General features: G+C 31.7%; 12 protein-coding genes. All 12 read left to right on the top strand.

Annotated features, from left to right (window positions below):
- The first annotated feature begins 2 nt into the window (after positions 1 to 2).
- The 12 genes from wecB to rfbB all read left to right on the top strand — a co-directional run bounded on the left by wecB (position 3) and on the right by rfbB (position 13706).
- Positions 3 to 1130, top strand: coding sequence for a non-hydrolyzing UDP-N-acetylglucosamine 2-epimerase (gene wecB, locus V4T18_RS07325; RefSeq protein ID WP_332648214.1), 1128 nt, complete (start codon positions 3 to 5; stop codon positions 1128 to 1130).
- Positions 1131 to 1133: 3 nt separating this feature from the next.
- Positions 1134 to 2261 (top strand): glycosyltransferase family 4 protein, encoded by a 1128-nt coding sequence (locus tag V4T18_RS07320; protein ID WP_332648212.1) that lies wholly within the window; start codon positions 1134 to 1136, stop codon positions 2259 to 2261.
- Between the two features lie 205 nt (positions 2262 to 2466).
- Positions 2467 to 3633 (top strand): O-antigen ligase family protein, encoded by a 1167-nt coding sequence (locus tag V4T18_RS07315; RefSeq protein WP_332648211.1) that lies wholly within the window; start codon positions 2467 to 2469, stop codon positions 3631 to 3633.
- Positions 3596 to 4813: a glycosyltransferase gene (locus V4T18_RS07310; protein WP_332648209.1), complete on the top strand. Its 1218-nt coding sequence runs from the start codon at positions 3596 to 3598 to the stop codon at positions 4811 to 4813. The genes V4T18_RS07315 and V4T18_RS07310 overlap by 38 nt, the downstream gene beginning before the upstream one ends.
- 150 nt (positions 4814 to 4963) lie before the next feature.
- Positions 4964 to 5938: a glycosyltransferase family 2 protein gene (locus tag V4T18_RS07305; RefSeq protein WP_332648208.1), complete on the top strand. Its 975-nt coding sequence runs from the start codon at positions 4964 to 4966 to the stop codon at positions 5936 to 5938.
- Positions 5923 to 7401 carry a lipopolysaccharide biosynthesis protein gene (locus V4T18_RS07300; RefSeq protein ID WP_332648206.1) on the top strand — a complete coding sequence of 493 codons (1479 nt, stop codon included), beginning with the start codon at positions 5923 to 5925 and terminating at the stop codon, positions 7399 to 7401. Before V4T18_RS07305 ends, V4T18_RS07300 begins: the two co-directional genes overlap by 16 nt.
- Positions 7402 to 7460: 59 nt before the next feature.
- Positions 7461 to 8669, top strand: coding sequence for an ATP-grasp domain-containing protein (locus tag V4T18_RS07295; RefSeq protein WP_332648204.1), 1209 nt, complete (start codon positions 7461 to 7463; stop codon positions 8667 to 8669).
- 47 nt (positions 8670 to 8716) lie between these two features.
- Positions 8717 to 9934 carry an ATP-grasp domain-containing protein gene (locus V4T18_RS07290; RefSeq protein WP_332648203.1) on the top strand — a complete coding sequence of 406 codons (1218 nt, stop codon included), beginning with the start codon at positions 8717 to 8719 and terminating at the stop codon, positions 9932 to 9934.
- 31 nt (positions 9935 to 9965) lie between these two features.
- Positions 9966 to 11108, top strand: a complete 1143-nt coding sequence (locus V4T18_RS07285; protein ID WP_332648201.1) for a DegT/DnrJ/EryC1/StrS family aminotransferase — start codon at positions 9966 to 9968, stop codon at positions 11106 to 11108.
- Entirely contained in the window at positions 11105 to 11812 is a 708-nt protein-coding gene (locus tag V4T18_RS07280; RefSeq protein ID WP_332648199.1) for a WbqC family protein, read from the top strand. Before V4T18_RS07285 ends, V4T18_RS07280 begins: the two co-directional genes overlap by 4 nt.
- A gap of 24 nt (positions 11813 to 11836) precedes the next feature.
- A complete protein-coding gene (gene rfbA / locus V4T18_RS07275; protein WP_332648197.1) occupies positions 11837 to 12730 on the top strand; it encodes a glucose-1-phosphate thymidylyltransferase RfbA in 894 nt (297 codons plus the stop codon).
- Positions 12731 to 12746: 16 nt separating this feature from the next.
- Positions 12747 to 13706 carry a dTDP-glucose 4,6-dehydratase gene (gene rfbB / locus V4T18_RS07270; protein WP_332648194.1) on the top strand — a complete coding sequence of 320 codons (960 nt, stop codon included), beginning with the start codon at positions 12747 to 12749 and terminating at the stop codon, positions 13704 to 13706.
- The last annotated feature ends 51 nt before the right edge of the window (positions 13707 to 13757 follow it).

Genomic DNA, 13757 nt, shown 5'->3' with positions numbered 1-13757 from the left:
TCTTGGAGAAGCTTAAAGTGATGACTGTAGTAGGCACTAGACCTGAAATTATTCGTTTGTCTGCGGTAATCAATACATTAGAGCAATCGAATGCCATTGAACATACGCTTGTTCATACAGGACAAAACTATGATTACGAGCTAAATGAAGTATTTTTTAATGATTTTAACTTAAGAAAACCAGATTATTTCTTAAATGCAGCGACGGGTACAGCAACTGAAACGATTGGAAATATTTTAAATAGAATTGATCCCGTGTTAGCGGAGGTTAAGCCGGATGCATTTTTAGTATTAGGCGATACTAATAGCTGCTTATGCGCGATTGCAGCAAAAAGAAGGCATATCCCTATTTTTCATATGGAAGCGGGAAATCGATGCTTTGATCAACGGGTTCCTGAAGAAACAAATCGAAAAATCGTCGATCATACTGCGGATATCAACTTAACCTATAGTGATATTGCTAGGGAGTATCTACTTCGAGAGGGATTTCCAGCGGATCGTATTATTAAAACAGGTAGTCCGATGTATGAGGTGCTCCATTCGAAAAAAGGGGATATTGAGAAGTCAGATGTCTTACAAAGATTAAATCTCCAAGAAGGCGAATACTTTGTCGTTTCAGCTCATCGGGAAGAAAATATTAATGCACAGGTTAACTTTCTAAATTTAGTAGAAAGCTTAAATGCCGTAGCAGAAAAATACGAGCTCCCTGTTATTGTGAGTACACATCCTAGAACAGGAAAAATGATCGAAGAGATGGGTATTGAATTTAATCCACTTGTCAAAACCCTGAAACCTTTAGGGTTTAATGATTATGTCAAGCTGCAAACGAAGGCAAAGGCAGTGCTTAGTGATAGCGGAACGATTAGCGAGGAATCATCCATCCTTGGATTTAAAGCCCTTAATATCCGACAAGCTCATGAACGACCAGAAGCAATGGAAGAAGCCTCGGTTATGATGGTGGGGTTGAAGAAGGACCGGGTGTTACTAGGGCTAGAAATATTAGAAACACAAGAGGCGGGTACGTTAAGACTTGTGGAAGATTACCGTATGCCGAATGTATCGGATAAAGTACTCAGGATTATTTTGTCGTATACACATTATGTGAATCGGGTTGTTTGGGGGCATAGTTAATCCATGTTTAAAAATGACGAAAAACTAAAAGTATTATTAATTTCTCCATTACCACCTCCTGCTGGTGGAATTGCAACTTGGACTAAACTATTTATTAATTCTGAACTAGCCAAAGAAAATAAAGTAGATATTGTAAATAGTGCAATTCAAGGTGAAAGAGTAAACAATCTAGAAAAAAAAAATCTACTCGAAGAAATTAAACGAGTTACTTCAATTTATAAATCTATGAAAAGTGAACTTAAAAATAACTATGATATAGTCCATTTTAATTCTGCATGTTCAACTTTAGGAATGATTAGAGACTATATTTGCATAAAAAAAGCTAAAAAAACAAAGGCAAAAGTTGTTGTCCATTTTCATTGTGACACAAGTTTTATGGTAAAAGGTAAACTATCGAAGCTTATATTTAGGGGAATTTGTAAAAGCGCTGATCAATTATTTTGTCTAAACCAAGCTTCTGAAGAATATATTAAAAATATATCGAATAAAAATAGTATAAAGATTCCTAACTTTATTGATTTAGAAAATATATATAATAATCACCTAAATATTTCTAACAAAATTAAAAATATAATATTTGTCGGTCACGTTACTAAAAATAAAGGATGTTTTGAAATTATATCTATAGCAGAAAAGTTGCCCAATATCAATTTTAAAGTAATAGGAAAAGCAAGCGGGGAATTTACTTTTATTAACAAACCCCGAAATTTACAGCATTATGGAGAGGTTTCAAAAGAGGAAGTATTAAATCAATTAACATCATCTGATTTACTGCTGTTTCCAACCTTTACAGAGGGATTCCCCAATGTAGTACTAGAAGCTATGGCTTGCGGACTACCGATTATTTCTACTCCTGTAGGAGCAATTCCAGAAATGATCGAAGCTAAAGGGGGAATTTTAGTTGATGTGGCAGATATTAATGGAAATATTAAAGCAATAAATACACTTCAAGATAAAGAAAAAAGATTGTGTATGTCCTTATGGAATCGAGAAAAAGTCAGAGATAATTATACAACGAATGTAGTAATGGAGAAAATTTTTCAAGAGTACTTCAATTTAATAAATAATCCTGTGGCAGAATATTTCGAAGAACAATCAATTACGCTATATACAAACAATGATGGGGTATGAATGGAGTAAGTATATGAAAAAAAATTTCGATAATAACAGTAAAAATCTTATGATTCTAATAGCTGTTCTTTCGTTAAGTTGGTTCCTATATAGTTTTATTTTCAATTCCTTTAACTATAAGTTTGGAATCGTTTTTTCGTTCATATATATCCTAATTTTTTTGTTTTTGAATGCAGAGAAAAAGTATTATGTAATTTTATATACATTGCCATTTGCAAGTATTTTTAAAATTAGTGGCAGTTTACCATCGTCTCTTATTATTTTATTTACAATTTATATAATTCATATCTTATTTCAAAAGAACATACAGATAAAAAAAATAGATATTTTATATTTAATTTTATTTACTCTATTTCAATTTATAAGTACTACTTTCTATCAAGGTAGCTATGCTAATTTTCTATCATTTATTCTAAATGTTCTCTTTATGAAAGTTTGTATTTTGAGCTTTTCTAAATATAATAATAAAACTAAGATTTTATATAACTGTACTTATATATTCAGTTCAGCAATGGGCATGTCTATTATAATTGCAGATGTTTTCCCTGGGATTCCATATATTGTATCAAGAGATAAGCAAGCTTTATTAATGAGCATTAATAGATTTTCAGGTCTTAATGCAGATCCTAATTACTATAGTCAATTAGTATTGGTGGCAGTCTGCTTAATTATTGCATCGTTATTATTGAAGATGAAAAAAAGTAGTTTAATCTTAATGTTTGTATGCTTGTTCTTAATAATAAACGGGTTTAGAAGTATTTCAAAAAGCTATGCATTGTCAATAATTGTGATATTGGCTACTTCATTATACTATTTTAGAAATTCAATAAATTTTAATTCCTTTAATAGTAAGTTTAAGAGAATATTGTTGTCTTTGGTTTTTATAAACGTAGGAATAATATCTTTAATATTTATTGTGAAAAAATTAGTAATACCCGTATTTCAGATGCGAACAGAAACTGATGATATTTTGACAGGCCGTGGAGACATTTGGGCGGATTATGTAGAATTACTATTTATAAAACCTGAGATTTTATTAATTGGCGTAGGGTTTTCTAATGATGCGAACATTTTAAGCCAAGAACTGGGGATATATATGGCTCCTCACAATATTTTTTTAGAGTTACTAGTGGGGTGTGGAGTGTTTGGTCTATTATTACTGCTATTACTCTTTAGAGAATTATTTAAGTATGTAAAAAATACAATAAAATCGCCATACTTTATGTTAATAATAATACTTTTATTTACATCTTTCGGGTTATCTCTGTCCAGTAATGATGCTTTTTATATTTTGGTACCGTTAATAATATTATTTAGGATAGGGGTTAATAGTAATGAAAAAACTAGCGATAATTACACCCACACTAGCTAATGGTGGTGCTGAGAGAATAATATCAACATTATCACAATCCAAAGATTTAAATAAAAAGTATAAGTTAACGATTATTACTTTTGAAAATGATTCAAATGATTATAAATTTGTATGTGAAATTATTAATTTAAAAGAGAGATATCCAAAAGAATTAAATAGTATAAAACCGCTTAAATATATTAATTATTTTAAAATTATTCATAAAGTTAAAAGAGAAATGGATTTTGATATAGTTATAAGCTTTATGGAGAATATGGGAATTGTAAATGCAGCTACAAAAAAGAAAGAAACGACAATTCATGCAGTAAGTAGTTATTTATCTGGACAATTCGAATACTCAAACAGTTTTAAAAACAATATTTATGTGTTTTTTTTTAAAATGTTAATAAAAAAATATTTTAATAAGCTGGATGGAATTTTAACAATTAGTCAAGAATCGGGCCAGGATTTGATAGATAATTTTGAAATTAAAAAAGAAAAAATAATAGTTTCTTATAACCCTTATGAACTAAAAATGATAAATGAATTATCTGAGAAACCAGGAATTAAGAATAAAGAAAATACCATAAGTATTGTGACTATGGGATCCTTAATAGATCTTAAAGCACAATGGAATTTGCTTAGAGCATTTAAAGAAATTGAAAATAAATTTAAGAATGTTGAATTATTAATAATTGGGAGGGGTGAAAATGAAAAGTATTTGAAAGATATGACAAATGCATACCATTTGAATAGTAAAGTGAATTTTATTGGATATGTCACGAACCCTTTTAAATACTTAAAAAATTGTGATATTTATGTTTTAACTTCTATTAGAGAAGGATTACCTAACGCCTTAATTGAAGCGATGGCATGTGGTTTACCGGTCATAGCTACAGATTGTTCATCCGGTCCTAGGGAAATAATAGCTCCAAAGACAGATTACAAAAGAAAGACTTCAATAATTGAACAAGCCGAGAATGGTATCTTAGTTCCAATTAATAGCGGAATCAAGAAAAAGATAAGTGATCCTCTAGATGAGCAGGAAGTAATGTTAAAGGAAGCATTGCAATTATTAATAGAAGATGAAGAGTTAAGAAGAAAATATTCTTTGAGGTCGACTGAAAGAAGTTTAGATTTTGATATAAAAAAAATTATTCCAATTTGGTTAAATGCTCTTGGGAAATTTGATGGGAACTAACTGTAAATAAAATAATAGTATTAAATATGTTAAGTGCCATCCGGTGTTAAATTGATTTTGAAAAAATGCAAAAATAACGTAACAAAAAGAATAAATTAGAAATGGTGCATCTCTTAAAGATAACTTTCTAATTTCAGGAGAGAAATGTAAATGACGGATATTTTAGTAAGTATTCATTGTGCTGCATATAATCATGAAAAATATATTGCAGATGCAATTGAAGGATTTTTAATGCAAAAAACCAATTTTAAGTTTGAGGTTTTAATTCATGATGATGCATCAACCGATAAAACAGCCGAAATTATTAGAGAATATGAGAAGCAACACCCAGATATAATAAAACCAATTTATCAGACGGAGAACCAATATTCTAAAGGAATTTCAATTAGTAAATTAAATTTGCAGAGAGCCCAAGGGAAATATATTGCAATTTGTGAGGGTGACGATTATTGGACTGATCCATATAAATTACAAAAACAAGCAGTTTATATGGAAGAGCATCCTGAATGCAGCTTATGTGTACATGGGGGGTATGTAGTGAATGCTTCAGATAAGCATTTTATAGCAAAAATAAGAGCTAATAAAGGTAATAAGGTTTTTAATACAGAAGAAGTAATAGAGGGAGGCGGTGGTCTTTTTATTACTAATTCTATGTTTTATCCTTTAAAATATGCAAATAATAGACCGGATTTTTTCAAAAATGCCCCTGTTGGTGATTATCCTTTAGCTATAAATTTATCTTTATTAGGTACAGTGTATTACATTGATGAACCTATGTCGGAATATAGAACGGGTGTTAGTAATTCATGGACCGATAGAAATGCCTCTTCGATTAGTAAGAAAGTTGAACATTACAGTAAAATTGCCACTATGTTAGATGAGATTAATGATTATACGTTAGGTAAATTTGAAAATGCATTAGAACGACGTAAATATCAGGATCAATTACTTCTTTTTATAGAGCAAAGAAAATATAAAGAGGCTAGGTCAGGAAAAAATAAAGAATTCTACTTAGCTTTAAGTTATAAAAGAAGAATCATAATTACTATTGATCAGTATTGCCCGATTTTTTTAAATTTTGCAAGGATTGCAAAGAGGAGTTGGAGTAAATGGGCAATGAGATAATAAAATCAAAAATCATCACTTCTTTGTTATGGAAATTAATTGAAAGAATAGGTACTCAGGGAATTCAATTTATTGTTATGATTATCCTAGCTAGATTCCTCTTACCAGAAGACTTTGGATTAATCGTTGTAGTGACAATTTTTATCTCAATCGCGGCTGTTATCACCCAATCTGGCTTTAATACAGCACTGATACAAGCGAAAAAAATAGATGAGATAGATCTTTCATCTGTTTTTTATTTAAATTTATTAATATCAACTATACTATACATCACACTATTTTTTGTATCACCTTATATAGCCTCTTTTTTTGATCAACCTCAATTAGTAATCATTTTAAGAATTCTCTCAATATCATTATTTTTCAGTGCTTTTAATTCTATACAGAATACAATTATTTCTCGTAATATGCAGTTTAAAAAACTTTTTGTTACTAGTTTAAGTGGAGTTGTAGTATCTGGCTTCATTGGAATAGCAATGGCATATTCTAATTTTGGAATTTGGTCTTTAGTAATGCAGCAATTACTATTTCAATTAATAGTTACTATTACACTATGGTACACGGTGAAATGGAGACCTCAACTATTTTTTTCTATAGAAAGGCTAGGAAGATTATTTTCATTTGGTTGGAAGTTACTTCTATCGGCTCTATTAGATACTATTTATTCGAATTTAAAAAGCTTAATAATTGGGAAGCTATTTAGTCCAAGTGTTTTAGGATTTTACAATCGAGGAGAGCAGTTTCCGAGCGTTCTAATAAATAATATAAATGGATCAATACTATCGGTAATGTTTCCAGCTCTATCTTCGCAACAAGAGAATGTAATAAGAATGAAAGAAATGATGAGAAGATCCATTGTTACAAGTTCTTTTATTGTCTTCCCTATGATGGTAGGGCTAGCTGTTATTGCAGAACCACTCGTAAAGGTTTTGTTAACAGAAAAATGGCTCCCAGCTGTTCCGTTTCTCCAAATCTTTTGTGCGATATATGCTTTATGGCCTATTCACACTACTAATTTACAAGCTATAAATGCGTTAGGCCGCAGTGATATCTTTTTGAAATTAGAAATAATAAAAAAACTGCTTGGAATATTAATTTTGATCATTAGTATACCGTACGGAGTTCATGCAATGGCACTTGGCGGGATTGTAGGTGGCATTGTTTCATCATTTTTAAATGCTTATCCTAATATTGTTTTATTAAATTATAGTATTAAGGAACAGTTTAGTGACATATGCCCATCATTGCTAATATCATTATTAATGGGTACAGTCGTTTACACAATTCAATGGTTTGGTTTGTCAGATATTGTGACAATTTTCATGCAAGTAATTATCGGTGTAGTTTTATATATCGGATTTGCAAAACTTTTTCGATTGGAAATCTATAATTATCTATTTTTAACTATGAAAGAGCTCTTTAGAAGAAATAAAAAATTAGCAGTAAAAGAAATCTATGAATAATTCTTAGTTGTATTTTAAATCAACGACATGAGATACGATAATTTGAGGGGTGTAAAGAGATGAAAAAATTATTGATGCTAGGTGGCTCACCAGCCCAGGTTGTAGCAATCAAGACGGCAAAGGAGATGGGGTATTATGTCATCACTTGTGATTATTTAGAAGATAATCCTGGGCATCAATTTTCAGATGAATACCACAATGTTAGCACCATTGATAAAGAAGCTGTATTAGCATTAGCAAAATATTTAAATATCGATGGATTACTATGTTATGCAGCTGATTCGGGTGCCCCGACAGTTGCCTATGTAGCAGAAAAGTTAGGATTACCTTCTTTTCCGTATGAATCGGTAGAAATATTATCTAATAAGGATAGGTTCAGAGCTTTTTTGAAGGAAAATAAATTTAATCTACCTCTAGCTAAAGGGTATTCAATTCTTGAAGAGGCAAAAGCCGATTTTCATAATTTTAATATGCCAGTAATGGTAAAACCTGTTGACTCTTCTGGCAGTAGGGGAGTATCTCTAATTGATTCACTTGAAATGTTGGAGAGTAAAGTAAAAGATGCATTACATTTCTCAAGAGCAAAACGTTTCATTATTGAAGAATATATCGATAAGCAAGGGTATCAAATTGGCGGAGATTGTTTCTTTGTTGATGGGAAGCTTGCCTTTTCTAGACTAGTTAATAATCACTTTATTTCTAATTCTACTATCTCATTTCTTCCTACAGGGGAAAGTTGGCCGTGTAATCTACCGCTGCATGTTCAAAATGAAATCAATAGTGAACTACAAAGATTAATGCAATTGTTAAAGATGAAAACAGGTCCTCTATTTTTTGAAGCTCAAATTGATACTAGAGGGAATATTTATTTTATCGATATTGGAGTTAGAAATAACGGTGAATTAACACAAGTTATTAACGATGTAGATGGTGTCGATTTAATTGAATATACAATAAAAGCAGCGTTAGACGAAGATTGTAGTGGTTTAGCTGAGGTTGATCAAAGTGGATACTGGGGAGTTTATACAATTATTAATGAGAGGTCAGGGATATTTAAAGGAATAAAAATTGAAAACGAACTAAGAAGAAATAATCTGGTGAAATCTAACATAGCCAATTTGCCTTCACCTTATAAATTACAAAAAAATTCGAGTCTTGGAACTTTACTTTTGAAATTTTCTTCAATGGAAGAAATGTTAGAGAAGATGGATAGGATAGGGAGTTTTGTAAGTGTGAATATTGAAGAAGAGCATATAGTTAACAATTAACGAATTTTTAATTTTAATCACTTAAAAACAACAATTGAGGTGTAAAAATGAAAAAATTATTAATGCTAGGTGGTTCTCAGTCGCAAGTACCAGCAATAAAAGCAGCGAAAGATATGGGGCTTTATGTTATTATTACTGACTATTTAGAGGATAATCCTGGTAAATATTTTGCGCATGAGTCTTATAATGTCAGCACTATAGACAAAGAAGGAGTTTTAGCGTTAGCAAAAACATTAGAAGTAGATGGTATTGTTTGTTATGAATCAGAAGCAGCAGCACCAACTGCAGCCTATGTTGCAGAAAAATTAGGTCTTCCATCAAACCCTTATAAATCGGTGGAGATATTAACATATAAGGATCTGTTTAAAGAGTTTTTGAGGGAAAATAATTTTAATGTACCTAGAGCGAAGGGATATCATTCACTAGAAGAGGCTATAGCAGACTTCGACAATTTTAAAATGCCAGTACTAATTAAGCCTGTTGATTCTTCTGGTAGTAGAGGAGTTTCAAAAATTGATTCAATTGACTTTCTACAAGAAAAAGTGGAGAGGGCATTAAGTTTTTCGAGAAAGAAACGCTTTATTATAGAAGAGTATATCGAAAAAGATGGATATCAGGTTGGTGGAGATGGATTTTCTGTTAATGGAAAACTCGTATTTAGATGTTTCTCTAATGAGCATTTTCCAACTCCAGCTGTAAATTCATTCGTTCCATCTGGATCAAGTTTTCCATGCAATTTGTCTGATCATATTCAAGATAAAATTCATAATGAAATTCAAAGAGTGTTAGATCTGTTAAAAATGCAAACTGGCGCTTACAATTTCGATATTTTAGTAGATAACAAAGAGAATGTATATCTTCTAGAAATCGCTGCTCGAAATGGTGGAGACTGGCTTCCTCAAGTTATAAAATATGCGACAGGTATTGATTTAATTGAATATACGATTAAAGGGGCAATGGGTAATGATTGTAGTGATTTAACATTAATTCATCCAAGAGGATTTTGGTCTAGTTATGCGATAAATAGTTTAAATGGTGGAATATTTAAAGGGGTAGAAATCCACCAAGGTATGAAAGAGAATAATTTGGTTGAGCATGAAATAACAAAAAATGATGGTGATGCTGTTTTTGCTTTTACTGGAGCAAATAGGAAGGTTGGAACGTTGTTGCTGAAATATTCTTCAATGAAAGAAATGTTAGAGAAGATGGACAGCATGGGGGATTGGGTTCAAGTTATTGTTGAAGATACGTTAGTAAAAAAATAGTGTTTATTCCATTAATACATTAGGAGGAAAAATGAATAAAACGATTCAAGTGACACGCCCCTCGATGCCTGTATTTGATGAGTATTTAAATGAAATTAAAGACATATGGGATAGTGGATGGCTAACAAATGCAGGTGTTAAGCATAATCGATTAGAAGAAAAACTACAACAATATTTAAAAACACCTAACGTTTCTCTATTCTCCAACGGTCATCTTGCTTTAGAGTGTGCAATTGAGGCTTTTCAGCTAACTGGAGAAGTTATTACAACTCCTTTTACTTTTGCTTCTACTACGCATGCAATTGTAAGAAAAGGGTTAACACCTATTTTTGCAGATATTAATCTTGAAGACTATACAATTCAAACAGACAATCTTGAACGTCTAATTACAGATAAAACATCAGCTATTATACCTGTTCATGTATATGGCAATGTATGTAATGTTAATGAAATTGAAAGAATAGCCAAAAAGTATAATTTAAAAGTGATTTATGATGCTGCCCATGCATTTGGCGTTACAGTAGACGGTAGGGGAGTTGCCAATTTTGGTGACGCATCTATGTTCAGTTTTCATGCAACTAAAGTGTTTCATACAATAGAAGGTGGTGCCTTAACTTATAAGGATAGAAGTATAGAAAATAGAATAAATATGGCTAAAAATTTTGGTATTACTGGACCTGAAAGTATAGAGTACGCTGGTGGTAATGCGAAAATGAATGAATTCCAAGCAGCGATGGGGCTATGTAATCTTCGCCATATAGATCAAGAAATTGAAAAGAGAAAAGAGGTTCATGAAAGATATATTGAAAATCTTAGTGAACTTGAAGGAATCAGACTGCCATTCGTTAAAAAAGGTATCGTTAGTAATTATGCTTATTTTCCTGTTTTGTTTGATAGTAATAAAGTTTCTAGAGATCAGATTCATGATGAACTAAAAAAACACAATATTTATTCACGCAAATATTTTTACCCACTAACTAATAACATTAATTGTTACAAGTCAAAATTTTCTCCTAATCATACCCCAGTCGCACAACAAATCTCAGAAAGAATTCTTACTCTCCCAATTTATGCAGGCATACAGCTAGAAACTGTTGAAAGGATTTGTAACATAATAAAAAACCAATTGAATAGTTTAAACTCAACGGTTTCAATAGGAGATGTTTATCTATGAAAGTAGCATTAATGCAACCCTATTTCTTTCCCTATATAGGCTATTTCCAGCTTATACATGCAGTTAATGAATTTATTATTTTTGATAATGCACAATATATTCGAAGAGGTTGGATGAATCGAAATCGAATATTAAATGGACATAAGGAAAGCATATATATAAATGTCCCCGTTCAAAAAGCTCCTAGAGAAACAAAAATTAAGGATATTGTAATTAATAATGAATTGGATTGGAAGGCTAATCTATTTCAACAAATAAATTATTACCGAAAAGCACCTAATTATGCTTTCGTATCGGACTTTCTGGATGAATGCTTGTATAAAAATACCAGTAGTTTAAGCCAATTTAACGCGATTCTCTTAAAAAAAGTATGTAACTTACTAGAAATTGATACGAAAATCACTATTTTATCTGAAAAACTTCCGATGATTAGCGTGGCTAATGCTGCAGATGAATGGGGAGTTGAGGTATGCAAAGCTTTAAATGCTACTACCTATATAAATGCAATTGGTGGAATCGAATTTTATAATCAACAAAAATATCTAGAAAATAATATCGAAATACAATTTATTAAGCCTGTTCTAAAACCATATAAACAATTTAATCAAATTTTTATACCTGGTTTATCGATTATTGATGTGATGATGTTTAATCATACGCAGGAAATAAAAGAAATGTTAGAGATTCATGAGTTGATTATATAGCAAGAGATATGAGGAGATGTATAGATGAAAGGAATTCTTTTAGCAGGTGGTTCAGGAACCCGACTGTACCCGCTAACAAAATCGATTTCAAAGCAAATGCTACCAATTTACGATAAGCCAATGATCTATTATCCACTATCGGTATTAATGCTAGCAGGTATACGTGAGATATTGATTATCTCTACGCCACGGGATATTGAGGGATTTAAGGAGTTGTTAGGGGATGGTAATAAGCTAGGTATGCATTTTGAATATGCTGTTCAAGACCATCCGAATGGACTAGCTGAAGCGTTTATTATTGGAGAGAGTTTTATCGGTAACTCTCCTGTTGCGTTAGTTTTAGGAGATAATATTTTTTATGGTTCGAACTTATCGAATACATTAACAGAAGCAGCTTCTTTGACGAAGGGCAGTATCATTTTAGGGTGTTATGTAAATGATCCTCGTGCCTATGGAGTGGTAGAAGTGGATGAACAACATAATGCAATTTCAATAGAAGAGAAGCCTGAAAATCCTAAATCATCATATGCAATTCCAGGGTTATATTTTTTTGATAATAAAGTTATAGATGTGGCTAAAAATGTACAGCCTTCTGCGCGAGGAGAGTTGGAAATCACCTCGGTTTTAGAAGAATATATGGAGCAAGGTGAATTAACAGTAGAGCTGACGGGACGCGGATTAGCCTGGCTAGATACCGGCACTCACGAATCTTTATTAGAAGCTTCTAATTTTGTTGAAGCAATTCAAAAACGTCAAGGTTTGTACATTGCTTGTATTGAGGAGATTGCTTACAGAAAGGGCTATATTTCAAAGCAGCAACTCGTAACCCTTGCTGAATCGCTTATGAAAACAGATTATGGGAAATATTTAATGGATATTACAAACTTTGTAGATTTATCGATTGAAACAGTATCTTAAAAGGTGGCAATATTAAATGAAAAAGATATTAGTAACTGGTGGAGCAGGGTTTATTGGTGGTAATTTTATTCACTATCTATTAAAATACTACCCCCACTATAAAATTTATAATTTAGATGCATTAACTTATGCGGGAGATCTAACAAAGCATCTTCACATCGAGGACAATCCACATTATTCCTTCATACAGGCCAATATTATTGATTATGAAACGATTCTTTCTCTATTTCAACAATTTCAATTTGATTATGTAATTCATTTTGCAGCAGAAAGTCATGTTGATCGTTCTATACAAGACCCGGGAATTTTTGTGAAAACGAATGTTGTGGGTACACAAAATTTACTAGAGGCTGCTAGACAAGTAGGTATCACAAAATTTATTCATGTTTCAACTGATGAAGTTTATGGAGAGTTAGATTTTGAACCTACGACATTCTTTACAGAGGATACGCCGTTACAACCAAACAGTCCATATAGTGCTAGTAAAGCGGGGTCAGATTTATTAGTCCGAGCTTATTACGAGACATATAAATTACCAGTGAATATTACGAGATGCTCCAATAATTACGGGCCGTACCAATATCCTGAGAAGCTAATACCTTTAATCATTTCACGTGCATTAAAAGATGAAAAGGTACCGATTTATGGGGATGGCCAAAATATTCGGGATTGGTTACATGTTTATGATCATTGTCTTGCGATTGATCTAATCATGCATAAAGGTATTTCCGGCGAAATATATAATATTGGTGGACATAATGAGCTAACAAATCTAGAAGTAGTTAGGAAAATACTTTCTTTTTTACAGAAGTCCGAGAAATTAATTAAATTTGTCCCTGATCGGTTAGGGCATGATAAACGTTATGCAATCGATCCGACAAAGTTAGAAGGATTAGGTTGGAAGCCGACATATTCATTTGATACGGGAATTATACAAACAATTGAGTGGTATATGAAAAATAACTGGTTGCAATAAAAATGTTATTCTCAGAAATTGACACATATATATGCTAGAGGGCTTATACAA

This window comes from Lysinibacillus sp. 54212 (assembly GCF_036662795.1).
Classification (GTDB): domain Bacteria; phylum Bacillota; class Bacilli; order Bacillales_A; family Planococcaceae; genus Lysinibacillus_B.
This window is presented reverse-complemented; position numbering and strand designations above follow the sequence as displayed.

Excerpts from the sequence above, each read along its gene's own strand:
- V4T18_RS07320 (WP_332648212.1), top strand. The coding sequence starts at position 1,134 with ATGTTTAAAAATGACGAAAAACTAAAAGTATTATTAATTTCTCCATTA.
- V4T18_RS07310 (WP_332648209.1), top strand. The coding sequence starts at position 3,596 with ATGAAAAAACTAGCGATAATTACACCCACACTAGCTAATGGTGGTGCT.
- V4T18_RS07305 (WP_332648208.1), top strand. The coding sequence starts at position 4,964 with ATGACGGATATTTTAGTAAGTATTCATTGTGCTGCATATAATCATGAA.
- V4T18_RS07300 (WP_332648206.1), top strand. The coding sequence starts at position 5,923 with ATGGGCAATGAGATAATAAAATCAAAAATCATCACTTCTTTGTTATGG.
- V4T18_RS07295 (WP_332648204.1), top strand. The coding sequence starts at position 7,461 with ATGAAAAAATTATTGATGCTAGGTGGCTCACCAGCCCAGGTTGTAGCA.
- V4T18_RS07290 (WP_332648203.1), top strand. The coding sequence starts at position 8,717 with ATGAAAAAATTATTAATGCTAGGTGGTTCTCAGTCGCAAGTACCAGCA.
- V4T18_RS07285 (WP_332648201.1), top strand. The coding sequence starts at position 9,966 with ATGAATAAAACGATTCAAGTGACACGCCCCTCGATGCCTGTATTTGAT.
- V4T18_RS07280 (WP_332648199.1), top strand. The coding sequence starts at position 11,105 with ATGAAAGTAGCATTAATGCAACCCTATTTCTTTCCCTATATAGGCTAT.
- rfbA (WP_332648197.1), top strand. The coding sequence starts at position 11,837 with ATGAAAGGAATTCTTTTAGCAGGTGGTTCAGGAACCCGACTGTACCCG.
- rfbB (WP_332648194.1), top strand. The coding sequence starts at position 12,747 with ATGAAAAAGATATTAGTAACTGGTGGAGCAGGGTTTATTGGTGGTAAT.